We start from the raw sequence: 23,684 nt of genomic DNA, 5'->3' as shown, positions 1-23,684 counted from the left end.
TCACCTCCCTTCGACGAGAGCGCCGAGGACGGTCAGATCGTCGCCGGTACGGGCGGCCTCCGGCCCGGAGAGCCGGCGGCGAAGGGGCTCGGCGTCCCCGTGGTTCTCGCGGAGCGTGGCGGCGAGTCCGAGGAAGAAGCGCTCGGCCGGTAAGGGGCCCGCCTCCGGGGGGAGTCGGTGGACGGAGGGGTGGTCGAGGGTGAGGGCGGCGCAGCCGTCGGTGGCGAGGAAGACCCCGTCGAGTTCCGGTTCCCAGACGACGAAGGTGCGGACGCGTAACGCCGCGCCGGGCGAGGACAGGAAGACCGGTGGGGCGGTGGGTGGAGGGAGGACCAGATGGCAGCGTCCGTCGCGGGTGAGAAGCGTGCCGAAGCAGTCGCCCAGCGAGAGGAAGGCCACCCATGGGGGGCGTACGACGGCGGCGGCGAGGGTGGCCGCCAAGGCGCCGGGGTCCTGTGCGGCTGCTGCGCCTGATGTCTCCGAGGCGCCCGGCGTATTCGGTGATCCCGCCGCCCCCGATGCTGACCCCAGCGACCCCGACACCCCCAACACCCCCGTCACCGCCCTCCGGTACTCCTCGACCACCCCCTTCGCGCGCCCCGCGATCCACCGGCTCCACGCCTCCGGTGGTTCCTTCGCGTCCGGTGGCTCCTCCGTCAGCAGACGGCAGGCCGCGTCGACCGCGATGTGGGCGCCCAGGGCGCTGCGGTCACGGCTGCTCGCTCCGTCGGCGACCGCCAGTACCGCCGTGTCGCCCAGGTCGATCGCCTTGAACGCGTCCTGGCAGCCCTGCCCGGTGGCGAGATGGGCGGTGCCCTGGACGGAGGCGCCCGCGATGATCACTGGAGGTCCCTTTCCAGTCTCTCCATGCGCGCGAGCCGGGCGGCGCGGTCGCCCACCTGCTGGTGGATGAGGTCCGCGTCCTGGTCCGGGCTGCTGTCGTCGGTGCTCTGGAAGAGCAGGTCGAGAATCCGGCCGAAGTCCAGGTTCTCCAGAGGTGAGGTGGCCTTCGGGGCCAGTTCCCGCAGCATCGGCAGGTCGGCGCCGCGTACCCCGATCACCTGGAAGACCAGCTCCCCGCGCTCCTCGCCCCGGCGCACCCGTCCCGCCGTGCCCGCCAGGGCCTTCGCGTCCAGGGGGCGGCCCTCGGCGTCGCTCGGCGCACCGTCCGTCAGGACCCACAGGAAGGGGCGCCGGACCGGAACCCGTTGCCGCTGCAGGGTGTGGTAGCGGGCGCGGGCCAGTTCGAGGGCCGTTTCCACCGCGTCCGTCAGCCGGGTCATGCCCTGGGCGCGGAGCTTGGGCGGGCGCATGCCGTCCGCCGGGACGAAGAGCCGGTCGGTGTCGGCCTCGTCGGCCGGGACCAGGCGGCCGGGGCCGGGGTCGTAGACGCGCACCACCGAGTCGAAGGTGATGAGACAGACCTCCACCCGGGTGCGCAGCCTGTCCTGCGCCTGGACCCCGTCGAACCATCGGGTCAGCGCGTCGCTCAGTTCGTCGATCCTCGGGTGTTCCTCGGGGCGGCCCATGGACGCGGAGGTGTCGAGGAGGAGGACGACGGGCTGCCGTTCCTCGTATCCGGACCCGAACTCGATGCGGTGGACGCTCATTCGGCCGCCCCGGGGGCGTCGGCGTGGGCCACCAGCCGTTGCCGTCCAGGGTCGTGGCGCACGGTGACGGCCGTGCCCGGCGGCAGGCCGGGTGGCTCGGGAAGCATGCGCAGCAGGACACCGTCGACGAGTACGTACAGGTCCGGGGCGGGCCAGGTCACCGTGCGACCCGCGCAGCCGTGCGCCCACTCAACCATCCCCCTGGTCATACGGACACACTATGTGACGTCGGTACCAACATTCCCATTCCTCAGCAGAATTGACACCGCATCGACGAAAGCGGCTCCCAGCACGGGCCGCCCAGGGAGGAAAGGCTCCCCCGGGCACCCCGCCTGAGCGGCCCGCCTCTTCAGTCAATCGGATCGGCCGGGCGGCGACTGGTCGCACCCCGGGCGGGTCCTGGCCGGACGCTCCGGGCCGGTCCCGGCCTGACGCACCTGGCCCTGGCGGGTCCTGGCCGGTATCCGCTCCACGACACGGGCCGCCTCCGGGGTGCGGACCACGATGTGCACGTCCCAGCGCGCCCCGCGCGCCAGTTCCGCCTCGACGGCGCTCCACACGGCGGCCGCGCTCACCCGGTACGGAAGCCCGCCACGCCCGGAGCCGAGCAGGGGGAAGCACACCGAGCGCAGCGGCGGGGTGTGCCGGTCGTACTCCTCGGCCAGCAGCGCGAAGGCGCGCGAGGTGGCGCGGGTGACATCGGCGGGGAGCACGTCGTAGTCGTTGGTGCCGGCCCGGGGTACGGCCACCGCCGCGTGGTAGATCCGGCGTACGCCGTACGCGGCCATGGCTCCCGAGCCGGTCGCGGCCACCGTGCCCGGCAGCACCGGGCGTCCCGAAGTGCCGTGCCGGGCCGCCCACTTGCGCAGCGCGTCCTGGACGGGGTCGTCCAGCAGGTCACCGGTCACGCCGCGTACGGAGGCGGCCCGGCGCAGCGAGGCGGAGACCGAGGACTTGTACGGTTCGGGCAGCGCGAAGTGGGTATTGGCCGGGGCGACCACCACGTCCACGTCCCGCAGCAGGTCGACGGGGTGGATGTGGAGGGTGAGGCGCGCGGTCCGGTCACCGGCCAGGACCTCCACCGTCCGGTGGGTGACGCCCTCCCAGTCCTCCTCCCCCGGCTCCTCGCCGCCCTCCACCAATTCCACTATGTGCTCGGCCACTTGCCCGAGCACCATCACCTCGTGGTGCTTGCGGAAGCGCTCCTCGCTCACCCGGTACACCTCGGCGGCGCGGGCCCTGCGGGAGGACGCGGGCCAGTCGCGGGTGCCCTGGGCCAGGCCGAGTGTGTACTCGGCGGCGGTGCGCAGCGTGCCCGCGTCGAGCCGCTCGACCGCCCGGCGCAGCAGCGCCTCCACCGCGCCCTCGCGGGTGCGTGCGCCCGCCACGGAGGCCGCGGCCGACTCCAGCGCGGGAAGCTCGCGGTCGCGCAGCCTCAGCAGTCCCGCCCGCCGAACCGTCTGCAGATCCACGAGGATTGACGTGTGGTCAATGGACCGTGGTGCCATACGGTCAACGATGGCACCACGGGTCACACCGGGACAAGGCGGCGGTCAGGCGTGGCGGCACGGCACGCGAGGACGCCTCGGTGCGGCGGCGGGGCGCCGGGCTCAGGGGTGGCGACGCGGCTTCCTGATCGCCGAACCCAGCGGCTGGAGCAGTTGGTTGGCCTCCTCGATGCCGTCCGGGGAGCCGAGGTCCGGGATGCTGCGGTACGCCAGTGCTTCGAGCGGCCCGTCCGCGAGGTCCGTCCCCTCCGCGAGCCGGTCCCCGAAGAGCACCAGGACACGCTGGGACGGGTTGCGCTTCGAGCCCCAGATCATCCCCATGGCGTCCGGCGCCTGCGCCCGGATCTCCCGCGCCCAGTTCCGTGTGCTCTCGTAGTGCTCCGCCCCCTCGCTCTCCAGCAGCCGGTTGTCCTGGCGGACGGCGGCGAGCGCCCGCCCGGAGAGCAGCGAGACCAGTTTCAGCTCGCACCTGGTCCGCACCACGCTCAGCGACTTGCCCCGCACCTGCGCCCACAGGACCAGTCGCGTATTGGTCTTCGCGTCGAAGGGGACCGAGCGCAGCAGGGTCTCGGCGAGCGCGGTCTCCGCGTCCATGGCCGCGTACAGACAGGGGTACGGGTCCTCGGGTGTGCCGTTGAAGCGGCCGTGCGGGCCGTGCTCCGGGTCGAACGGCTTGAACTCCTCGGCCGCGAACCGCGACGAGTGCATCCGCCACAGCTGCGTACCGGCGGGCAGCACCTCCCAGTGCGGCCGGAAGCGGTACGCGGAGGGCGGCACGGTTTCCTCGCGCATCAGTCCCCCTCCACCAACGCGACGGCGGCGCCGACCAGTTCACGGTCAGGCCGGATGCCGAGGAGGTCGGCGGGCGGCCCGCCGCCCAGCCACGCGTTGCCGCTCAGCCACCAGTCGGCGGCCCCCCACGGGTCCGCGTCGGCGAGCAGCACCCGGTTGACCTCCAGGACCACCTGGTACGGTGCTCCGCCGCCGGGCTCGAACTGGAACTCGGGGTAGCGGTCACCGAGGTCGGGATCGTCGAGCCGGATCAGCTCGGGCGGTGGCTCCGAACCTCGGTATCTGTCGCGGACCTCGGCGTCCGACAGAGCGGGCGCTTCGAGGAGCCGGCGCTCGACGGTGTCGATGATGGCCTCGGTGTCGGGGGGCGCGGGCGGGTCTGCCTCGGTGTCGGGCGGTGGCGGGTCGGCCGTGAGGCGGGCCAGCAGGTCGCGCGTCCGCAGGACGGTCGGCCGACTGACCGGCGCCGTGCCGACGAGCCGGACGGAGTCCAGTGCCTCCCGGACCGGATGGTCGTACGGCAGCACCACCAGGCAGAGGCGTACGGCCTGGAAGGCCCTGCGTACGGCCCTCGCGTCGTCCGGCGGGGTGTCGGCGAGCGCCCTCAGCCGGGTGAGCAGGAGTTGGTACTGCTCGTCGGTCAGGCGGTCGCGGATGCTGTCGTGGTGTTCGGCGATGAGGCCGAGCACCCTCGTCCCGTTGTCGTCACCCGTGGTCATACGGTCTCCTTCCCCCCGCCGGGGTGGCCCTGGTGGATGAACGCGGCCCAGAGGGCGGGCCGCCCGAGGTCGGGGCGGCGGATGTCGTGCCGTAGTCGGTCGGTCAGGCGGCCCGGGTCCCGGCGGTCCGGGTCGAGCATCCACAGCTGTGCGGCCCGCAGGGCGTCGGCGGGGCCGAGCCCGGCCCGCAGATGGTGGTGGAAGACCGCCACCAGCAGCATCGACGCGCTGTCCCGGGTGGTCCACCGCGACCCCACGACATCACGTGCGCCGCCCGAGACGAACGCCGTGGTGAGGGTCAGCGCCTCGTCGTGGTCGCGGGTGCTCAGATCGGTCTCGCAGGCGCTCAGCACGATCAACGGGCCGTCCGGCGCCTCCTGTCCGGCGGGCCGGTCGAGCAGCCGGGTCACGGTGAGCCGGCCGCTCTCCTCGCCTTCCTCGCCTTCCGGGGGCGCGAGATGCAGGGCCGACTCCGTGGGCCGCGGCCCCGCCAGGCCGTGCGTGGCCAGATGGACCATCGAGTGGTCCTGGGCGAGCAGGGCCAGCAGCTGCTCGGGGGTACCGGTCGGCACCGAGTCGGGCGGCAGGCTGCCGTAGTCCCCGTACAGCCGCGCCCCCGGATAGAAGGCCTCGCGCAGCTCCAGGACCTCCTGCTCGGCGTACGTCAGCGACAGGCTCGGGTCGGCCACCATGGCCGGGGCCGAGATCGGATCGCGCGGGGCGCGCTTCACCGTACGCAGGAACTGGCTGCCGGAGGCCGCGTAACTGATCACCAGGGCCTGGCAGAGATAGTCGTACGGGGCGTCCTCGGGGAAGCGGGCCGCGTGCCAGGGGACGATCCCGAGGCGGCCGCAGGGGACCAGGACGACCCGGGGTGTACGGCGGTCGGCGGCGTCGCCCGGGAGATGTTCCTCCAGCCCGGCGAGGACGTGGACGAACACCTCGTACGCCCAGTCGCACAGCTCCGACAGGGCCTCCTCCCATGCCTGTTCGACCTGCTTGTCGTGCGGGGCGTCGGAGCGGGCTTTGCCCGCGTCGAGGTACCGCTCCAGGGGGCCGCTGTCCGCTTCGGAGAGCGTGGGGAGCGCGCCCACGCCGATGCCGATCTCGGGGCCCACGGCCAGCACCATGCCCGGGGCCTCGCCGTCGCCGCCGGGGACCAGATAGATCAGCGCGTCCGCGCCGGCCTCGCCGACGCCGTCCGCCAGTTCGCGCAGGGTGGGGGTGCTGAGCAGGCTTCCCGGCTCCCGGTAGCCGAGGGCCTCCAGGGCTTCCCGGCGCAGGGTGCTGGGCAGCTCCGCGGGCAGTTCCGCGCTGTCGGCGGCGCCGGACCTCCGCCAGGCGGCGGCGAGTTCGGGATGGCCGCGCTCCTCCAGCAGATCGGGTACGGCCCGGGAGGTGGCCGCCGCCTGCAGCACCAGTGCCCTGCCCAGCTCCAGAGCGGCGACCGCGTCGTGCACCTTGCCGTGGGCGGCGGCCCACAGGGCGGCCCGTACCCCGAGGGAGGCGCCGTTGCGGGCGGTCGTCAGACGGTGTTCGGCGCCGAGTTGGAGGAGCACGTCGGCGGCGAGGGTGGTCAGGGCCTCGTTCGCCGCGTCGATGGCGGCGTCCGCGTCGGACTCGCTGTGCTCCCGGTGCCAGCGGGCGCGGTGGCAGTCGGCGAGCGTCCACAGGGAGCGGGCCGCGACGCGTGGGGCCCGGCCCTGCCGGATGTGTTCGCGGAGCCGTTCCAGCGTGGTGATGGTGGCATCGAGGTCCGCCCGGTCCTTGGTGAGGCCGTAGCGCATGCCGAGGCGGTTCGCGGCGGAGTACAGCCGGTCGGCGGGGGCGTCCGGTGGCGGTACCTCCCGGTCCGGGATGAACGCCGCGTCGTCGGTGAGGTAGGCGCGCGCGGCTTCGATCTCGGGAACGACGGCCGTGAGCACGTCGTCCCCGATCGGCAGGGCGCTGTTCCCCGCGGCGGCCCTGCTGTCGTCGAAGTCCGTGAGACCGCCCAGGAGCAGTTCCCTGTCCTGGGTGAACCGGCCGAGCGTGAGGCGGGCCATGGCCCTGGCGAGGAGGGCCAGGCAGCGGAAGTCGTGGTCGTCGGGGACGGTGTCGGCCAGGGCCTCGGCCTCCGAGACGAGGTCGCGGAGCCTCTGCTCGTCCTCGGTCTGACCGGCGGTACGGACGTCGGTCATCACGCGCATGACGTCCGCCATGATCCCGAAGCCGTCGGCCATGGGGATCGAGGTCTTCGACTGGCGCCGCAGGAAGTCGACGATCGTCCCCGTGTGCGCGAGCCCGAGCGCCTGGTCCTGAAGCGTCCCGCCGGCACCCTCGCTCGCCCCGAGCAGCAGCGCCATCAGCCCTTCGAGAGCGTCCTTGTTGGGGACACCGTCCGGCAGCCCGTCCAACGCCTCACGCAGCCGCTTCAACTGCTGATTGAGAGCGGCGGGGTCACCGCCGCCCGCGTTGTCGACGAAGTCGACGGACGTGGTGTTGGCGGCCTGCACCGCCGCGATGAGACGACGGAAGTCGTCGGGGGTACGGAACATGGGCGGGGCGTCGGGGCCGGCGTCACCGGGGGTCGCGCCGCCCGGGGGTGCCGGGTCGGGGGTGCCGGCGTGGTCGGCGGGCTGGTCGGCGGGGGCCGGGGTGTTGGTGTCGGCGTTGCCGGAAGGGGCCGGGGCGTTGGGGTCGGCGTTGCCGGAGTGAGCCGGGGTGGCGGCGTCGGTCTTGCGGGAGGCGCCCGGGGTGGCGCGGGTAGCGCTTGTGTCCGGGCCGGGGCCGGGGCCGGGGCCGGTACCAGGTGCCGGGCCGGGGCCTGGGCCTGGGCCTGTTGCCGTCTCCGGGCCGGGACGGGTTGCCGTGCCCGAGCCGGGACCGGGTGCCGTGCCGGAGCCCGCGCCACCGGCCATCGTCGTCAGCAAGCTCGCCAACATCTGCCGCATCTGCTCGGTGCCCGGCTGGCCGTCGTCGGGTATGAGGGTCGTGAGCATGTCGACCATGCCGTCGACCGAGGGGCTGCCGTAGAGGTCGCGTACCTGCCGGAGCATGCTCAGGGTCTCCGGCGGCAACGGAAGCTCGGCGGCGTCGGTCACCAGCTCGTGCATCTCGGCCCCGAAGGCGAGCATCCCGTTCGGTCCCAGCCGGGTGATCATGTCGAACATGGCGGTCGCGTCCGGCTCCGGCGCGAGCCCGCCCAGCATCTCCTGCAGCGGCAACGCGTGTGTCAGCAGGAACAGCGCCGCCCACCGCCGGTCCTCGGTGGAGGCAGCGGCTCCGATCGCCGTCGCCGGGTCCCGTACGTCCCGCAGCAGACCGTGCGCCCGGTCCCGGTCCTCGGGGGTTCCGCCCCCGGCGGCGTGGCGCAGGGTGAGGGCACCGCCGAGCCACAGGGTCGCCGAGCTGCGCAGCGGAGGGTCGTGGTCCAACAGACGGGAGAGCGCGCCTAGTTCGGTGATCGAGTCGTCGTGGGCGCGGGAGGGTCTGGCGACCGTGCCCGGCACCGGCAGCAACGCCCTCGCCCGCCCGACGGCCTCACCGGCCCAGGTCCGCAGCGCCTGAACCCCGCCGTTCTCCTCTTCTTCCCCCACAACCACTCCTCACGTCCCGAGGACATCAACACACGGTCCCGCCCCTCATGATGACGAGCTGGACCGCACAACACCGCCCGGTCAACGAGCTTTTCCGGCAATCGCCCAACCAACACCCGAAACCCGCCCGGCTTACGCCCGGGAGGGGGCCGGGGGGAGCTGGGTGCGGGAGGGCCGTGGGCCGGTACGGGAAGGCCGTGGGGGCTCGCCCAGGAGTGTCTCGCCCCCGCCGCCCCTACCCGTCCCAACCCCAGGGGCTGCGCCCCTTCGACCCCCGAGGGGGTGGGTGGGTCGGGTGCGGGTGGGTGGGGGTTGCTCGCGCAGTTCCCCGCGCCCCTGAAAAGCAGGGGCTGATCGCGCCTACGCGGCGGAGCCGCACACCGACACAGCCCCGCGACCCTGAAAAGCACAGGCCGAACGCGCCCACGCGACGAAGCCGCACACCGACACAACCCCACACCCCTGAAAAGCACAGGCCGAACGCGCCCACGCGACGAAGCCGCACATCGACACAGCCCCGCGACCCTGAAAAGCACGGGCTGATCGCGCCCGCGCGGCGGAGCCGCACATCGGCACAACCCCGCGACCCTGAAAAGCACGGGTTGATCGCGCCCGCGCGGCGGAGCCGCGCATCGGCACAGCCCCGTGACCCTGAAAGTCCGTGGCGGTCGTGTCACCGAGCGCGGACGCCGCGCCCGTCCCTGCCGTGCGGCAGCGGTCACGTGACCCATCCGTGTATTCGCTCGTTCTGCTGAACGTGCAGTCACAGGATGTCGCCCCGCGCCCCGCAGGTTCCCACGGTCAGGATTCGGTGGTGGATGTCGAGCAGGCGGAGGCCGCGCTCGTCGAGCATTATCCGCGTCTGGTCCGGTTGGCCTATCTGACGTTGCCGCCGGCGTTGGGGCGCAACCGGCGGGTGCTGACGGCGCACGCGTTGGCGCAGCGGGCGCTGCCGAGGGGACGACGCAAGGCGACGTCGATGATTCCGGCGCAGGCGACGGGGCGGGAGCGGAACCCGGGGTACGCGTATGTGCGGCTCCAGGTCGTGCGGACCGCCCTGGAAGCAGGGCTTCCGCTCCGTCGCAGGGCCTGGCCCAAGCGGGCCCAGCTGCCGCCCCTGCTGCCACGGGTGTGGGGCCTGCGGCTCTTCCCCCGCTCGGGCGGCGCCGATGAACTCGCCCTGGACCAGCGGCTGTCGGGCCTGTCCGCCCCGGCCCGCGCGGTGTACGTACTGCGGGGGCTGGAGAAGCTGCCCGACCCCGCGATCAGGGCGCTGCTGGAGGAGGCCGGGGTCGGCAACCCGGCGGCGGCCATGCAGGAGGCGGCGGACTCCATCGCCGTCCGGCATTATCCGCTGCTCACCTCCCCCGAGTTCGATCCGTGCTCGCTGCACGCCCGGCCCACCGATCTGATGCGGCGGCGCCAGCATGTGAAGGCCGCGCTCGCCGCCACGGCCGCGCTGGTCGCGTGCGGGGCGCTGCTCGGGCTGCCCGGCGAGGCATGGGGGCCGGACGGCGCGGCGGCTCCCCCGTACGCGCTGAACCCGGCCGCCCAGGCCGCCCTGAACCCCGCGCGGTTGACGACGGCGTCGGCCACGGCCTGGCAGTCGACCGGCCGCACCGACTTCTCCACCTGGCCCGCGCGCGGCGAACTCACCGGCGACAAGGGGCTGTTGCGGCGGGCCCTCGCCGTATGGGCCCGACCCGGCGAGTCCGTGCAGGTCGCGGTCACCCTCTCCACCCCGGCCGGCCCCCCGCCCGGCCCGCCGCAACTGCTGTACGCGGGCGAGATCGACAACACCAAGGTCGTCGTCCTGTACGACGGTCTGCGCGTCGCCCGTTACGCCGAACCGGTCGACGATCCGAGCGTCGCCGCCCTCGACCTCACCCGGGTCGACGGCGCGTCCGGCGCCGGTGCGAGCGCCCTGGTGCTGGGCCGGGCCGACGGCAACGTCCGCTATCTGACCGCGCCCTGGGTGCGCGAGGCGGCCGTACGGGATCTGGCGCGGCCCGCCGAGCGGACGGCGGCGCTGGAGTTGTCGGAGGACGGGGTGACGGCGCCGTTCGCGAGCCCGGCGGTACGGACCGGGGAGTGCGCCTCGTGGGAGGTGTTGCAGTTGACCGACGCGGCGGGGCGCACCCGGCTGTTGTCGGACCTGTCCGAGGTGACACCGGCGCATCTGACCGCCGGTCGCCCCTCCGCCGCCCCCGCCGAGGCGACCACCGCGCTGGACGCCTGGGCACCGTTCGCCTGTTCGCTCGGCGCCATGCGGTCGCAGGGTGTGCGGGCCGTGAACGCCTGGCAGTTCGCACGGCAGCCGTTGCCCGACGGCAGCGGCACCGCCGACTGGATGTGCACCCGGGCGGAGACCTGGCGGGGTGCGGGCAGCAGGGTGATGACCCAGTTCAACACCCCCGACGGCGCCTTCGTGACCGCCGCCGCCGACGACCGCCCGACCTGCGGCACCGCCGACCCGCATGTGCTGGCCACCGGGCGCTGGAAGTCGGCGGCCGGACAGTCCTACCTCCTCGCCGCCGGCGGCAAGGACACCGTCTCCCTCACGGCGACCGGCGGTGTGACCGGCTCGGCGCGGGGCAACCTCCTCGCCGTACCGGCCGCCCCCGACGCCAAGGCCCAACTGAAGGGAACGCTCACGGGCGGCCGCGAGATCAACGCACTCTGACCGCTCTCGCCCCGCGCACCACCCCCGCGCCACCCCGCACCACCGTCACTCGATCCGGCCCGTCGGGGGCCGGAATCAATCGGTAAGGTGTTCGCATGAAAACGGGTGTGCGCCGCAGGATGGGTGTGGAGGAGCGACGCCGGCAGTTGATCGGCGTCGCCCTCGAACTCTTCAGCGGGCGCTCGCCCGAAGAGGTCTCCATCGATGAGATAGCGACGGCGGCCGGGATCTCACGGCCGCTCGTCTACCACTACTTCCCGGGCAAACTCAGCCTGTACGAAGCGGCGTTGAAGCGAGCGGCCGAGGATCTGGCCACCCGTTTCGTCGAGCCTCACGAGGGCCCGCTGGGCGCCCGGCTGCTCCGTGTGATGCGCCGCTTCTTCGACTTCGTCGACGAACACGGCCCCGGTTTCTCCGCCCTCATGCGCGGCGGCCCCGCCGTGGGCTCCTCCCGCACCAACGCCCTCATCGACGGCGTCCGCCAGGCCGCCTATGTCCAAATCCTTTCGCACCTGGAGATCGAGAACCCCCCGGCCCGCCTCGAACTGATCGTCCGCTCCTGGATCTCCCTGGCCGAGTCCACGGCCCTGATCTGGCTGGAGGGCCGCAAGATCCCGAGGAGTGAGTTGGAGACCCAACTGGTCCACGATTTCGCGGCCCTGACAGCGGTGAGCGCCACACAGGACGAGGAAATGGCAACGCTGCTCCGCAAGATCCTCGCCGAGGAACCGAGGGAGGGTCCGTTCGGTGAACTGGTGGGGCGCCTAGTGACTCTGGCTGAGCACTAGTTCTTTTGGTCTTTTAGGGGCGCGGGGAACTGCGCGAGCAACCACAACGAACCCGCAGCCGAAGAAACGCCCAAACCCCAACGGCGCTGTCTACACATCGAACTTCCGGTAAGAGGGATCAAGGTCCCGCACCTCCGCCGACACATGCAGAGCCACCCCGGACGCCTTCACAAACTCCCGCAACAGCCCGACCACGTTCTCGGTCAACGCCGCCTTCGTCTCCTCCGTCCGCCCGGCAAGCAGCGCCAGCATGACGTGCACCATGGCATGCCCCTCGGTGTCCGGCCCGACGACCGGGTCCTCACAGGCCCGGAACTGAGTCTTACAAGCCTCCGGCTTGGCAGCGGCAGTCCGTACGACCTCGTCATGGAGCGCACGGGCGAACCCGGGCCGGTCGAAGCCATCGGCAAGTACGGACGAGTAATCCACGGTGATCAACGGCATGGGGCCCTCCCGGCAACCAGTTCCACAACAGACAATCCGGCTCAGCCTAGCCGCAGGCGCAACGCCAGCATCGCGATGTCGTCCTCCCGATCCCTCCCGAAGCAGTGCAGCAAGGTGTCGCACAACGCGGACGTCCCCAGCGGAGCGTCCGCCGCGGCGGACCGGAGGTGTTCCAGGGACTGGGACAGATCGATCCCCCGGGTCTCGATCAGACCGTCCGTGACCATGAGGAACCGATCGGTCGGCCACAGAACGGTCTCCGTGGGCTCGGGCCGGTCGAGGCCGAGCCCCAACAGCGGCCCGGCGGCCTTCACATACTCGGCGCTGCCCGACTCATGGACGATCAGCGGCGGGATATGCCCGGCGTTGGCGATCCGGACGTGCCCACTGCCGGGCTCGACCAGGGCCAGACAGACCGTGGCGGTGAGGTCGGGGTGGTAGTGCTGGAGCATGTGGTCGAGTCGCCGGGCCACGGCGGCGGGGTCGGCCTCCTCCACGGCGTACGCCCGTAGCGCGTGCCGGATCTCGACCATGACGGTGGCCGCGTCCAGCGAGTGCCCGACCACGTCCCCGACGGCGGTGAGGACACCGGCCGGGGTGGAGACGACGGCGTAGAAGTCGCCGCCGATCTCGGTCTGCCGGGAGGCGGGGACATAGCGGACGATGATGTCGAGGCCGGGGAAGTCGGGCACCCGCTTGGGCAGGAAGCTGTGCTGGAGGGTGAGCGCGACATGGCGTTCGACCTGGTACATCAGCAGGGGCTGGGCGGCGAGGGCGGTGGCCTGGGCGAGGCGGGCGACGAGGCCGGCGGTGTCGGGGGCGACGGTGCGGGTGGCGCGTACGGGTGTGGCGATGCAGATGGGGGTGCCGCCCTCGGTGCGGGCCAGTACGAGGCGGGCGTCCTCGGCGATACCGGCCCGGAAGAACCCGGCGGGCCACAGCGGGGCGGGTACCACGGTGTCGTGCGGCTCGGGGTCGGCTGCGGTGAGCCGGCGGATCAGCCGGGCCACGGCCTCGTGGGCGCCGGCGTCGGGGAGGGTGGTGCGGGCCCTGGCCCGGGAGGTGCCGGTGTGGAGTTCGCCGTCCTCGCCGAGCACGAACACGGCGGCCGGTGACCGGGTGAGCCGGGCGGCCCCCTCGGCGGCGGCACCGGCCAGCTCCTCCAGACTGCGGGCGGCCTGGACGTCGACGATGGCCTCGGAGAGCAGGGTGAGCCGGCGTACGAGGGCCTCGGCGCCGTTGCGCATCCGGGCGCCGCGTACGGCGGCCCGTACGACGGCCTGGATCTCCTCGGGTTCGGCGGGCACCGTCAGATAGGCCTCGCCGCCCGCGTCGAGTCCCCGGCAGCGGTCGCCGGGCGCTACGGCCGCGGCGGAGAAGTGGACGACGGGCAGGGCGGACATGGGGGGCCGGGCCTTGAGCCGGCGGCAGAGTTCGAAGCCGCTCATGTCGGGCAGGCCGACGTCGACGAGGGCCACATCGGGCAGGGAGCCCGCGCGGAGGCGGACGTCGAGTTCGGCGAGGGCCTCGCCCGCGCTGGCGACGGGGACGACCCGGTGTCCGGCCCGGCGCAGTACCGCGCCCATCGCGTAACGGCTGGTGGCGGCGTCGTCGACCACCATGACGGTGGTGCCCGCTTCGTCGGCCAAGAGGCTGTCGGCCAAGAGACTCATGAGGCGCTCGCGATGGACCGGGGACAGGGGGACAGGTGGGCCGCCCCGGTCCTGGAGGGCCGGACCGGGGCGAGGGGTCACCGGGGCTCGGCGGCTTCGGATACCCCAGAGGCCGAAGAACCCGGACGAACACGTGGGTGGTACGGGTCGCCCCCTCGGCCCGCACCACCCAAGCTAGCGCCCTACCGCGCCGCCCGTGCGAATACCGCGACGGTCCGCCCCGGAACAGCGAACGTGCCCGATTCCGCTTCGTAGGACGATCCCTTGACGGTAGAGTCCCCGCCCTGTGCCTGGATGGGATGGAGGGTGTAGTCCGTTCCGGCCAGGGCCGTCACCGTCTGGTTCCGCTTCTCGGGGGTGGCGTTGAAGACGACGACGAGGTCGCCCAGCTGCATGGTGATCACGCCGGGTGTCTCGTCCTCGCCGGAGAGCGGGAAGGACAGCTTCGACTGGACCTGGGCGGTCGTGTCGAGGGAGAAGACGTCCTCGGTGGTGCGGATACGCAGGAGGTCCCGGTACGCCGCCGAAGCGCCCTCGATCTGTGCGCAGCCGACCCCGACGGAGGTCAACAGGGGCTTGGCGTAGGGCCACTTGGACTCGTTGTCGGCGGCCGGCGGAAGCCCCCGCCCGAACCCGTTGCCGTCCCGGCAGCTCCAATGGATGGTGTTGAACCAGTCGCCGCTGTCGTAGGAGTTGCGGTCGAGGGACTTGGAGCGGAGCAGGTCGGTGCCCGCCTGGGAGAGGGCCGGGCCCTGGGAGAGCGCGGCCGTCGCCATGGCGAGGACCTGCATCCGGGAGCGGTCGGCCGCGCTGGTGGACTGCGGCAGCTTGAAGGCGAGCGCGTCGAACAGGGTCTCGTTGTCGTGGGCGTCGACGTAGGCGAGGGCGTCGCCGGGGGCGTCCGCGTATCCGGCGGGGACCCCGTTGTAGTCGACCTCGGAGCCCTTGACCTCCTTGCCGCCCGTGTCGGTGAACCGGTAGTTCGCGAGATTGCCGCTCAGGCCGACCTTGATGAGGTCCTGGTAGTGCAGCAGCCGCGTCTTCTGCTCGGCCGAAGTGCCGTTGCTCTCCGAGGAGTTGGGGTCGGTGTAGAGGCCGGACGCGAAGCCCTGGACGCCCGGGTCGGCGTCGAAGGGGCCACCGCCGCGTACGGCGTCACGGGCGCGGTCGGAGAAGGTGGCGATACCGGTCCCGGCCATGTTCTTCTGCGTGGCCTGGACGAACCGGGCGTCGTCGGCGACCTCCCCGAAGTTCCAGCCCTCCCCGTACAGGATGATCTTCTTCCCGTCGACGCCGTCCTTGGCGAGGGTCAGCGAATCGAGGGCCTTCCGCACGGCCAGGATGTTGGCCTTCGGGTGGTGCCCCATGAGGTCGAAGCGGAATCCGTCGACCTTGTACTCCTTGGCCCAGGTGACGATCGAGTCGACGACCAGTTTGCCCATCATGGTGTTCTCGGGCGCGGTGTTGGCACAGCAGGTGGAGGTGGCCACGGAACCGTCCGCCAGCAGCCGGTGGTAGTAGCCCGGCACCACCTTGTCGAGCACGCTCTTGTCGGCCTGCCCGCTCGCCGGGGTGTGGTTGTAGACCACGTCCAGCACGACCCCGAGCCCGTCGTCGTTGAGCGCCCTCACCATCTTCCGGAACTCGACCGTGCGCTTCGTCCCGTCCGGATCGCTCGCGTACGAACCCTCCGGGACCGTGTAGTGGTACGGGTCGTAGCCCCAGTTGTACGCGTCCTTCGCGGCGACCTCGGCCACGCACTTCTGCTGCCGCTCGGAGTCGGCGGCGTAGGAGGGCAGATCGCAGTCGACCGTCGCCTGGTCGGCCTTCCTCTCCGGGATCGTGGCGATGTCGGCGACGGGGAGGAGATGGACGTACGACGTCCCGGCCTGCGCCAGCTGCCGCAGATGCTCGCTGCCGTCGCTGTCCTTGTCGGTGAAGGCGAGGTAGGTGCCCTGGTCCTTCGCGGGGACGGTCCTGTCCCCGATCGAGAAGTCCCGGACGTGCAGCTCCTGGATCTGGGCGTCCTTGAGCGGTACGGCCTCGGGCTTGGTGTACGAGTTCCAGCCCGCCGGGGCCAGCGACCTGTCCCCCAGGTCGACGACGAGGCTGCGCTCGGAGTCGGCGGTCAGGGCGACGGAGTACGGGTCGGTGACCTTGTTGGTGACGATCTCACCGACGCTGGGCGCCCATACCTTCACGACGTAGCGGTAGGGCTTGTTCCGCCAGGACTTCTCGCCGGTGACGGACCAGATGCCGGTGGTGGCGTCGCGTTTCATGGCCACCGTCCGGCCGTCGAGGTCGAGGGCGACCTGCTGGGCGGTCGGTGCCCAAACGGCGAGGCTGGGGCGGCCGTTGCGGAAGGTGGGCCCGAGGTCCTCGTGGGACGCGGCCGTTGCGTACACGTCGTCGAGTACGCCGGCGATCTGGACGCCCGTCGCCGCGAGCACGGCCCCGTTGGCGGCGCGCTGGGAGGCGACGAGTTGGCCGCGCAGAGCCTCGCGGACCCGGTCGCGGTCGCGGGGGTCGACGGTCCAGGCGGTGGACGAGGCCAGGTGCGGGAACCTGGCCTTCTGGGCGTCGGTCAGGGTCGACCTGGTGAGGCGGAGCCAGCGCTCGTCGGTGCCGGCGAGGGTGCCGTTCGCCGCCTTGATCGAGCCGGTGCGGGAGGAGAGGAGCTGGGTGGAGGCGGCGGTGTCGTCGCCGTTCCAGACGACGGTGTCGCGGTCGATCCAGATCGCCTTGGAGGTGGTCAGGTCGAGGGCGGCGGCGGAACCGGCAGGCTGTGGGAGCAGATACTTCTCCTGGCCGTTCAGCAGCCACACCTCGTTGCCGCTGGCCTTGAGGTCGAGGGACTGGTCGGCGGAGAGGTCCTTCTCGTCGCCCTTGTGGATGATGTAACTGAGGCCGGTGGCCCCGTCGTTGAGCGGCACCTCGAAGACCGCGCCGTAGGCGTCGGTGCGCACCGGCTCCAACGGCTTCGACCAGTCGGTGGGGTTCGCGGCACCGGCCCAGACGTGCAGGCCCCAGCCGTCGTAGTTCCCGTCGGCGCGGTGGTAGTGGAGGACGGCCTTGGTCCTGTCCTGCTCGGGGTAGTCGGCGGCGGGCTTCTCGGTCAGCACGGCTTCCTTGCCCTGCTCCACCCAGATCTCCCCGGTCCTGGTCACGTCGATCGAACGGTCGGCGGAGACGTCCTTGTCGCCGTCCCTGTCGATGACGAGATAACCGACGTTCGAGGCACCCGGCTTGAGCTTGACGTAGGCGAAGGCGCCGTACGCGTCACGGCCGATGAAGTCATGGCCGTCCGGCCAGGTGGTCTCCTCGCCCTCGGCGATGTCGCCCCAGGCGTAGAGCCGCCAGTCGGTGTAGTCGCCGTCCGCGCGCTTGTAGTGGACGATCGCGTAGTCGCGCAAGGAGGCGGTCGGGACCTCCGGGGCGGGTGGGGTGCCGGTGGTCGAGGTGGCGGTCGCGCTTGCCGTACGCCCGGTGGAGTCGACCACAACCGCCTTGTAGCTCAGGGCGGTTCCGGGTGCGATGTCCTCGTCGAGGGTCTGGGTGACCTTGTAGGGGGCGTGGTCGGCGGAGCCGAGGGTGCGCCACTTGCCGTTGCCGATCTGGGCGGCGAAGACGACGCGGTTGAGCCCGCCGCCGTCCACATCGGCGCCGATCTCCACGGTGCCGGTGGCGCCGGAGGCCGGGGCCTCGATGCCGAGGGCCGGCCCGGTGGCGGGCTTGGGCAGCTTGCCGGTGGCCTTGAGGACGATGGAGGAACCGGCCGGGACGGTGAGGGTGATCTTGCGGTCCGAGTCGCTGGTCGTGTGCGTGGTCGTCCCGTAGACGCCCTTGAAGGTCATGCCGGCCGAACCGGTGGCGAAGGTCGCCGACTTGGCCTCGTCGGCGTTGTTGAAGGCGACGACGTACTCGACGCCGGACTGGGCGTCGGTGCGGGAGAAGGCGTAGATACCGGCTCCGTCGGCCGCGTACCGCTCGGTCTGGACGCCGTCGGCGAGGGCGGGGTTGGCCTTGCGGAGCTTGGCGAGAGTGCTGATCTGCCGGTAGAGCGGCGCACTCGTGTCGTAGGCGTCCTCGGCGTGCGTACGGTCGGTGCCGAGTCGGTCGTCGTCGAGATAGTCGGCGACCTGGGAGGCGAAGAGCGTCTGCCGGGCGTCCTTGTCGCCGCCGGCGCCGGTGAAGCCCTGCTCGTCGCCGTAGTAGATGACGGGATTCCCACGGCTGAGGAACATCAACTCATTCGCGAGCTTCGCCTTCTTCACCAACTCGGCGTCACTCGCATCCGAGTCGTCCTGTTTGAGGAACGTCCCGATGCGGCCCATGTCATGGTTGCCGAGGAAGGTGACCTGCTCGTAGGCGTTGGCCTTGTCGGTCGTGTACTTGTAGTCGTCACCGAAGACGGCGGCCAGCTTCTGGGCGCTGCCGCCCTGGGAGGCGTACGAGCGGGCCGCGTCCTGGAAGGGGAAGTCCAGCGTGGAGTCCAGGCGGCCCTGGGTGACGTACGGCGAGGTGATGGAGGTGTCGGCGGAGTAGACCTCGCCGAACATGAAGAAGTCGTCGCGTCCCTTCTTCGCCGCGTACGCGTCGAGCGCGGTGGCCCACTGGGTCCAGAACTCGGTGTTGACGTGCTTCACGGTGTCGATCCGGAAGCCGTCGATGTCGAAGTCCCGCACCCACTTCTCGTAGATCTTCTCCATCCCCTCGACGACCTCGGGGCGCTCGGTCCACAGATCGTCGAGCCCGACGAAGTCGCCGTAGGTGGCGGACTCACCGGCCCAGGTGGAGTCGCCCCGGTTGTGGTACATCGTCGGGTCGTTGAGCCAGGCCGGGACCTTGAGGTTCTTCTTGGCGGCGGGGACGACGGGAGTGCGGGGGAAGGAGTCCCGGTCGGTCTTGGGGAAGCCGTTGTCCCCGTCCGCGTGGTCGGCGTCGTCGAAGGGCCCGCCGTCCTTCGCGAGGTACGGAAAGGCCCCCTTGGACAGGTACTCGTACGACTTCTCCTCGTAGTCGACGACATCGGCGGTGTGGTTGGTGATGACGTCGAAGAAGACCTTCATGCCCTTGGCGTGGGCCTTGGAGATGAGGGTTTCGAGGTCCTTGTTGGTGCCGAAGTGGGGGTCGACCTGGGTGAAGTCGGTGATCCAGTACCCGTGGTAGCCGGCGGAGGCGTTGTCACCGGTGCCTTGTACGGGCTGGTTCTTGAAGATGGGGGCGAGCCAGATGGCGGTGGTGCCGAGGCCCTTGATGTAGTCGAGCCGCCGGGTGAGGCCCTTGAGGTCGCCGCCCTGGTAGAAGCCCTTGTCGGTGGGGTCGTACCCGGTGGTGAGGCGGCCGCCGGTGAGGCCGCCCTTGTCGTTGCCCTTGTCGCCGTTGGCGAATCGATCCGGCAGTACGAAGTAGAACTGCTCCCGGGTGAGATCGTGCCGGGCGGCGGTTTTCGCCAGTTGGGCGTCGGAGGGCGGCGCGGGCGGGGTCGCGGCCCCGGCGGCGAGCGGCTGGACGAGGGCCGCGGTCAGCGCGGTCACGGTGACCGCGCTGACGGTGGCGACCCGTCCGGCGTGGGCGGTTCGGCGCCTCGACGGCACCGGCCATCTCGGTATCAAGACGTGGACTCCTAGCGATGTGCGGCTCTCAGGGCCCGTGAAGCTCAGCCGAACTCAGTCGTACTCAGTCGAACTCATCGGTCCCTCGGGTCCGACCCCGCGCGACCGTATCGCCGACGAAAGCATTTCAGCAAGAGTCTTGAAACCGATGGCAAGAGTTTTCAGCAGCTGGACTTGCCCGTGTAGATCGCCAACGCGGTGTTGGAACCGAGGGTGGCCGTGAACTGGCCCGAACTGTTCACGGTCACCGTCGTGTTGTTCTGGACGTTGCAGTACGTGCCTGCGGGGAGGGACGTCTGGTACGTACGGCTGAGGCTGCTCGACTCGTGGTTGATGGCGACATAGCCCTTGCCGCCCCGGCCGAAGGCGATGGCGTCCGCCCCGTTGTCCCACCAGTCGGTGACGGACTCACCGCGCGTGGCGTTGCGGAAGGCGACCATGCGCTCGATCTCCGGCCAGGCGTGCTGGCACTTCCAGCCGTCCTGCCAACAGGCGTTGACCGTACCGTCGTTGGGCGGACCCGCGTCCGTGCTGGACCACTCGTAGCCGGAGTTGATGTCCGGGGCACCGTACGGGTAGGCCAGCATGAAGACGTTGGCGAGGGTGTAGTTGGCGCCGTCCTTGTAGTTCAAGGTGCTGCCGTTGCGCTCGGTGTCGTGGTTGTCCACGAAGACACCGGAGACGCCGCCGCTCATGTACCCCCAGCCCTCGCCGTAGTTCGTCAGGTAGGCGAGGTTCTCGTTGTTGAAGACCCGCTTGAGGTCGTACGCGTAGCGGAACTCCTGGACGTCCCCGTTGCCCGTGTACTCGGTGGGCTGGACGGCTTCGCCGCTGCCGTAGATGACCTCCTGCTTCCAGTACACCGAGGTGTCGCTGAGGCGGGACTTGATGTTGGCGAGGTCGGCGGCCGGGATGTGCTTGGCGGCGTCGATACGGAAGCCGTCGACGCCGTAGGAGAGCAGGCTGTTCATGTAACCGGCGATGGCCGAGCGGACGTACTCCTCGCCCGTGTCCAGGTCGGCGAGGCCGACGAGTTCGCAGTTCTGGACGTTGGTGCGGTTGGTGTAGTCGCTGATGGTGGCCGTGCAGTCGTCGAAGTCGAACGACGAGTACAGGCCCGGGTAGTCGTACTTGGTGTACGACGAGCCGCCGGTGCCGGTGCCGCTGCCGGCCGACATGTGGTTGATGACGGTGTCGGCGACGACCTTCACCCCGGCCGAGTGACACGTGTCGATCATGTCCTGGAAGTCGGTGGCGTCACCGAGCCGCCCGGCGATGCGGTAGCTCACGGGCTGGTACGAGGTCCACCACTGCGAGCCCTGTATGTGCTCGGCGGGCGGCGAGACCTGGACGTATCCATAACCGGCGGGGCCGAGCCGGTTCGTGCACTCCGCCGCCACCGAGTCGAACTTCCACTCGAAGAGCACGGCGGTGACGTCCTTGGTGCCGGGCGGGGAGGCGTACGCGGTACCGCTGGGGACGGCGACCGCGATGGACGCGGCCGCCGCGAGGGCGAGCGCGCCGGAGAGGGTTCTGCTGGCCATGTGGGGTCCTTCTCCGTTGAAGGGTTCCGGTCAAAGGGAGAGCGGCAAGATCGGTTGCCGATTCTTGCTGCAAGATGGCTGAAATATTTCAACCGAGAGGAAGGTACGAGTCCACTTGTCACACGGTCAACCCTCCGGACACGCCTTCTTCATGCGACTGAAACGCCCCGGGTCCCGATGCGACCGAAACGTCCGGTCCCGCTCCGGGAGGGCGTCGGACCGGAGGCCGAGAGGGCGTCGGGTCGGGGGCCGAGAGGGTGTCGGGTCGGGGGCCGAGAGGGCGTCGGGTCGGGGGCCGAGAGGGCGTCAGATTCCGTTCCCCGAGTGGGAGTTCCGGAGGGCCATGTACGCGGCCCGGGCGTCCAGCAGGGGCGGGGTCACCGAACGGCGGCGGCCCGGGCCGTGGGTGAGCGCGTGGCGTACGGCCGCCGGGCCGGCGTTCGGGAAGGCCGAGCACAGCAGGGCGGCCGCACCCGTGACGAAGGGCGCGGCGGCGCTCGTACCGCTCAGGGTGAAGGGGCGGCCGTCGGGGCCCGGCGCCTGGATACGGTCTCCGGGGGCGCCCACACCGTTGCGGCCGATGGAGGCGCCGAGGTTGGACTGCGGCATGGGGTGCCCGGCGCGGTCGTAGGCGATGACCGGGACGACCCAGGGGTGTTCGGTGAGGACGGAGGAGCCCACACGGCCCTGGTTCCCGGCGGCGACCACGACGATCACACCCCGGCGGGCGGCATGGTCGAGTGCCGCCTCCAGGGCGTGGTCGCGGAGTCCGGAGGGCGCGGGCTGGGCCATGCTCAGGTTCAGGACGTGGACGCCCGCGTCGACGGCCTCCGTGATCGCCTCGGCCAACTCCCCCGTCCGTACTCCGGTGAGGCAGGTCGCGGGGCCGCCGTCGGCGGGACGGTCGGTGAAGAGGGGGCGGGACAGCAGGGTGCAGCGGGGGCTGATGCCCTGGTCCCCGGCGATGATCCCGGCGACGGCCGTGCCGTGCGCACAGCAGACGTCGGCCCGGCCGCAGGCCGTTTCACCCGCTGCCGGGCGGAGTTCGCGGACCGAGCGGCCGGCGAAGGCGGGGTGCGCCAGGTCGACCCGTCCGTCGACGAGGCCGACGACCACCGAGGACCGGCCGGCGGTACGCGCCATGAGCGGCGGGAGGCCGACGAGGTCCAAGGGGTTCACGGCACGACGCCGGCCGGGGTCATTTCGGCGGCCAGGGCGTGGAGCACATCTCCTCGATGCACTCGTCGACGCAGTCGGGATTCCATGAGTGCTCGCACCCGGACTCGCAAGGTGGCCTGAACTCGTCCTCGCAGGGGATCTGCTGGGGGAACAGTCGGTCACCGGCCACGGCGGACCGGGACGTACGGGGGAATCCTGGCAGGGTCATATCGGATCACCGGGCCTGAGATCGGACGCCGTCGGAGCGACGGGTCACCACTTGACTGAGCAGAGCCTCGCGAGGCACCTCCGCACGCACGCGCGCGGGTCATGGGCGCCCCTGCACTGGTGGCGGCAGACCGGGGCCAGTTCCTCCTCGCAGGTGAACTGCTGAGGAACGACCAGGTCACCGGCGTGACCGGCCCCGCGTGGTGCCGACTCGACGGCGAATCCGGGGATACGCATGTCCGTTCGCCTCTCTTCTCTCTCGTCTCTCGTCTCTCGTCGGGTGACCGGCTGCACTCGCCGGTCAGCGGCTGTAGTACGGCTGGATCGGCGTCACCCGGAAGGGGAAGAGTCCCGCGAGTCCGACGCGGACGAACCACTTCTCGGTGACGTTGGAGCGGCGGTGGGTGTAGGAGAAGACGACCGTGATGACGGACTGGGAACCGCTGCTGAGCCGTGAGGGCGCGGCCTCCACCGAGGTGAGGGCGAAGCCCTCGGAGCGCATCTCGCTGGTCTTCCGGTAGATCTCCTGCTCCCTCACCGTCAGGTAGTTGAGGGCGCGGTGGGCGGGGTCGACGCCCGCGTTGTCCTGGAGTTGCAGCACCCGGTCGAGCACCTCTCGGGCGGTTCTCTCGAACTCCTTGCGGGAGGTGTCCTCGGGGCGGTCGATCGCCTCGATCAGCTCCCTGCTGTCGAAGGCCCAGATCTTCTCGACCCGGACGACCGGGACGGACAGCCCCTGGCAGACGCCCGGGGGCACGATCGGGCCGAGCGTGCCCACGACCACGGCGAGGTCGCGGTGGTCCCTGACTGGGCGCAGGGCCTCCACGAGGTCGTCCAGCCCGGCGGGGTCGGCCGGCTCCAGGATGTAGGTGTCGATGTCCTGGACGGAGAGGACGTAACACATCTGCCGGGCGATGTAGCGGTTGTCCGGGTCGGACAGGACGCGGTGGAAGGCGTCGGCGTCGGTGGCGTCGCGTATCCCGTCGGCGTCCGCCACCTGGAAGAACTCGTGCTGGACGGAGACATCGGGGAAGACGGGGTGCACCCGGCCGAGGACATAGACGGGACCACCGGTGGCCCCGCCCACGGCCTCCCCTCCGCCTCCGCCCTCGTGGGCGGCGGCCTCGCCGCAGCCGCAGCAGGCCTGTGTGACTGTGGGCTCGGCGGGCGCGGGGCGGGCGTTCTCGGGGTCGGGTGTCGGGGTGGGAGCGGGGGGTGAGGGTCGCGCCTCGGGTTCCGCCGGAGGTTCCAGGGCGGCGGCAGTGTCGGTGATCTCGGGGTCCATGGGTCACTCCTCCCACACACGCGGTCGGGCTCCGGGGCCGGATGCGGGCGCGCGCCGAC

At 71.4% G+C, this 23,684-nt stretch carries 15 protein-coding genes; 2 read left to right on the top strand and 13 right to left on the bottom strand.

The annotated features are described in order from the left end of the window. The 7 genes from ACWD4G_RS19115 to ACWD4G_RS19085 form a co-directional block, all read right to left on the bottom strand. Positions 1–843 (bottom strand): protein phosphatase 2C domain-containing protein, encoded by an 843-nt coding sequence (locus ACWD4G_RS19115; RefSeq protein WP_451294800.1) that lies wholly within the window; start codon positions 841–843, stop codon positions 1–3. Beyond that, positions 840–1,610, bottom strand: coding sequence for a vWA domain-containing protein (locus ACWD4G_RS19110; RefSeq protein ID WP_451294798.1), 771 nt, complete (start codon positions 1,608–1,610; stop codon positions 840–842). Before ACWD4G_RS19110 ends, ACWD4G_RS19115 begins: the two co-directional genes overlap by 4 nt. After that, the gene (locus ACWD4G_RS19105) at positions 1,607–1,819 is read right to left on the bottom strand and encodes a hypothetical protein (RefSeq protein ID WP_451294796.1); all 213 of its coding nucleotides are present in this window, start codon (positions 1,817–1,819) and stop codon (positions 1,607–1,609) included. Before ACWD4G_RS19105 ends, ACWD4G_RS19110 begins: the two co-directional genes overlap by 4 nt. Positions 1,820–1,963: 144 nt before the next feature. After that, complete coding sequence (locus tag ACWD4G_RS19100; RefSeq protein ID WP_451294794.1) at positions 1,964–3,118, bottom strand: macro domain-containing protein; 1,155 nt, start codon at positions 3,116–3,118, stop codon at positions 1,964–1,966. 102 nt (positions 3,119–3,220) lie between these two features. Continuing rightward, positions 3,221–3,910, bottom strand: coding sequence for an RES family NAD+ phosphorylase (locus ACWD4G_RS19095; protein ID WP_451294792.1), 690 nt, complete (start codon positions 3,908–3,910; stop codon positions 3,221–3,223). Further along, positions 3,910–4,629, bottom strand: coding sequence for a hypothetical protein (locus ACWD4G_RS19090; RefSeq protein ID WP_451294790.1), 720 nt, complete (start codon positions 4,627–4,629; stop codon positions 3,910–3,912). Before ACWD4G_RS19090 ends, ACWD4G_RS19095 begins: the two co-directional genes overlap by 1 nt. After that, on the bottom strand, positions 4,626–8,207 hold the full coding sequence (locus ACWD4G_RS19085; protein WP_451294788.1) for a CHAT domain-containing protein: 3,582 nt from the start codon (positions 8,205–8,207) through the stop codon (positions 4,626–4,628). The genes ACWD4G_RS19090 and ACWD4G_RS19085 overlap by 4 nt, the downstream gene beginning before the upstream one ends. Before the next feature lie 757 nt (positions 8,208–8,964). Here ACWD4G_RS19085 and ACWD4G_RS19080 point away from each other — a divergent pair. Beyond that, on the top strand, positions 8,965–10,890 hold the full coding sequence (locus tag ACWD4G_RS19080; RefSeq protein ID WP_451294787.1) for a hypothetical protein: 1,926 nt from the start codon (positions 8,965–8,967) through the stop codon (positions 10,888–10,890). Between the two features lie 95 nt (positions 10,891–10,985). Further along, positions 10,986–11,678, top strand: coding sequence for a TetR/AcrR family transcriptional regulator (locus ACWD4G_RS19075; protein ID WP_451294785.1), 693 nt, complete (start codon positions 10,986–10,988; stop codon positions 11,676–11,678). A 90-nt stretch (positions 11,679–11,768) separates the two neighbouring features. On the opposite strand, the gene ACWD4G_RS19070 is transcribed toward ACWD4G_RS19075, so the two are convergent. From ACWD4G_RS19070 to ACWD4G_RS19045, 6 genes are all read right to left on the bottom strand, one after another. Then, positions 11,769–12,122, bottom strand: a complete 354-nt coding sequence (locus ACWD4G_RS19070; protein WP_451294783.1) for a 5-carboxymethyl-2-hydroxymuconate Delta-isomerase — start codon at positions 12,120–12,122, stop codon at positions 11,769–11,771. A 41-nt stretch (positions 12,123–12,163) separates the two neighbouring features. Further along, positions 12,164–13,795 carry a SpoIIE family protein phosphatase gene (locus tag ACWD4G_RS19065; RefSeq protein WP_451294781.1) on the bottom strand — a complete coding sequence of 544 codons (1,632 nt, stop codon included), beginning with the start codon at positions 13,793–13,795 and terminating at the stop codon, positions 12,164–12,166. Positions 13,796–13,977: 182 nt separating this feature from the next. Beyond that, a complete protein-coding gene (pulA, locus tag ACWD4G_RS19060) occupies positions 13,978–19,410 on the bottom strand; it encodes a pullulanase-type alpha-1,6-glucosidase (protein WP_451294779.1) in 5,433 nt (1,810 codons plus the stop codon). 161 nt (positions 19,411–19,571) lie between these two features. Next, complete coding sequence (locus tag ACWD4G_RS19055) at positions 19,572–20,954, bottom strand: alpha-amylase (RefSeq protein ID WP_451294777.1); 1,383 nt, start codon at positions 20,952–20,954, stop codon at positions 19,572–19,574. Between the two features lie 306 nt (positions 20,955–21,260). After that, on the bottom strand, positions 21,261–22,133 hold the full coding sequence (locus ACWD4G_RS19050) for a S8 family serine peptidase (protein WP_451294775.1): 873 nt from the start codon (positions 22,131–22,133) through the stop codon (positions 21,261–21,263). Positions 22,134–22,641: 508 nt separating this feature from the next. After that, positions 22,642–23,625 carry a cyanobactin maturation protease PatG family protein gene (locus ACWD4G_RS19045; protein WP_451294773.1) on the bottom strand — a complete coding sequence of 328 codons (984 nt, stop codon included), beginning with the start codon at positions 23,623–23,625 and terminating at the stop codon, positions 22,642–22,644. Between the last annotated feature and the right edge of the window lie 59 nt (positions 23,626–23,684).

It is taken from the genome of Streptomyces sp. NPDC002643 (genome assembly GCF_053592555.1).
The sequence above is the reverse complement of the archived record's forward strand: the minus strand, read 5'-3'. Positions and strand labels throughout refer to the sequence as shown.